Here is a 1,471-nt window from a genome sequence, read left to right on the forward strand (position 1 = left end):
GTGTGAATCTGCGCGCGGTAACACCCACCGGCGCGGGGGCGGTGGTAACCGCCGAGGATGTGCGGGCGGCCGCCAAAGGGGACACGTCGTTGGCGGAAGACAAAACGGAGGACGCGGCCGGGCCAGCCCCCTTGCGTCCGGCGGCATGCCGTCGTCATCGCCGAAGCTCCCCGATTTCACCCGCTGGGGGCCGGTGGAAAGAATCCCCTTCCGCTCCATCCGGCGGGCCACCGCCGTTCAGATGGCCACCGCCTGGTCCCAGATTCCCCATGTAAGCAGCCAGGATACGGTGGATGTAACCCGGCTGGAAGCGTTCCGTCTGGCCCATAAGGCAAAGATCGAGGCTGCCGGCGGCCGTTTGAGCATGACCGTGTTTGTGGTCAAGGCACTGGTCGCGGCCCTCAAGGCGTTCCCCCGCTTCAACGCCACGCTGGACCTGGCCGGACAGGCGATCATCCTCAAGCAGTATTATCACCTCGGGGTGGCGGTCAATACGGACAGGGGGCTGATCGTTCCCGTCATCCGCGATGTGGATCGCAAGAGCGTTACCGACGTGGCCGTAGAACTGGCGGACATCGTCCAAACGACCCGGGCGGGGAAGATCTCACGGGATGCCCTGCAGGGGGGAACCTTCACGCTGACCAATGCCGGTGCCATGGGCGGCGGGTTCTTCACGCCGATCATCAACTATCCCGAGGTGGCCATCCTGGGAACCGGACAGGCCCGCATGCAACCGGTGGTGGAGACCGACGACGGGGGGCGGCATCGGATCGTTCCCCGGTTGATGATGCCGCTGGTTCTGTGTTTCGATCACCGGGTGGCCGACGGCGCAGAGGCCATCGGTTTTCTCAAACGCTTGATGGCCCTGCTGGCGGATCCGGACGCGTTCTTGATGGGCATCTGATCCTGCGGCGGGGGAAGCGTTTTTGTGTAACCGGCAAGCTGAAAAAGGAGTGAGCCATGGTCATGGGCGAACTGGAACAGGAAACCGAAGTCCTGGTGATCGGCGGCGGGCCGGGAGGCTATGCCGCCGCTTTTCGCGCCGCCGATCTGGGCCTGGATGTGACCCTCGTGGATGCGCGGTCAGGGCCCGGCGGCGTCTGCTTGTACGAGGGCTGTATCCCTTCCAAGACCTTCCTGTTTCTTGCGGAACTGCTTTTTGATGCGCAGCGGGCGGGGGAAATGGGCATCACCTTCGGCCGGCCGCAGATCGATATTGAACAGATGCGGGCCTGGAAAAAAAAGGTCGTCGAGGCCATGGCCAGCGGGCTGATGGCGCTGAGCCGCCAGCGCGGCGTGCAGCTTTTGCAGGCCCGGGCAACCTTTGAAGATGCCCACCATGTACGCCTGTCCGGTGGCGAGGTGCGCCGGATCCGTTTCAAGCATGCGATCATTGCCTCCGGCTCAGAGCCGATCCCCCTCAGCGACCATCCCTTCGCCGACGGCGGCCGGATCATGGACGCCCGCGGCG

2 protein-coding genes are annotated in these 1,471 nt (G+C 64.6%); both read left to right on the plus strand.

The features are described 5' to 3' along the window. The coding region (locus JCM12296_RS34765; protein ID WP_218188450.1) for a 2-oxo acid dehydrogenase subunit E2 at positions 1 to 904 on the plus strand (904 nt) is incomplete at its 5' end. Between the two features lie 56 nt (positions 905 to 960). Next, the coding region (locus tag JCM12296_RS34770) for an FAD-dependent oxidoreductase (protein ID WP_157068195.1) at positions 961 to 1,471 on the plus strand (511 nt) is incomplete at its 3' end.

This window comes from Desulfosarcina cetonica JCM 12296, assembly GCF_001311845.1.
Classification (GTDB): Bacteria; Desulfobacterota; Desulfobacteria; order Desulfobacterales; family Desulfosarcinaceae; genus Desulfosarcina; species Desulfosarcina cetonica.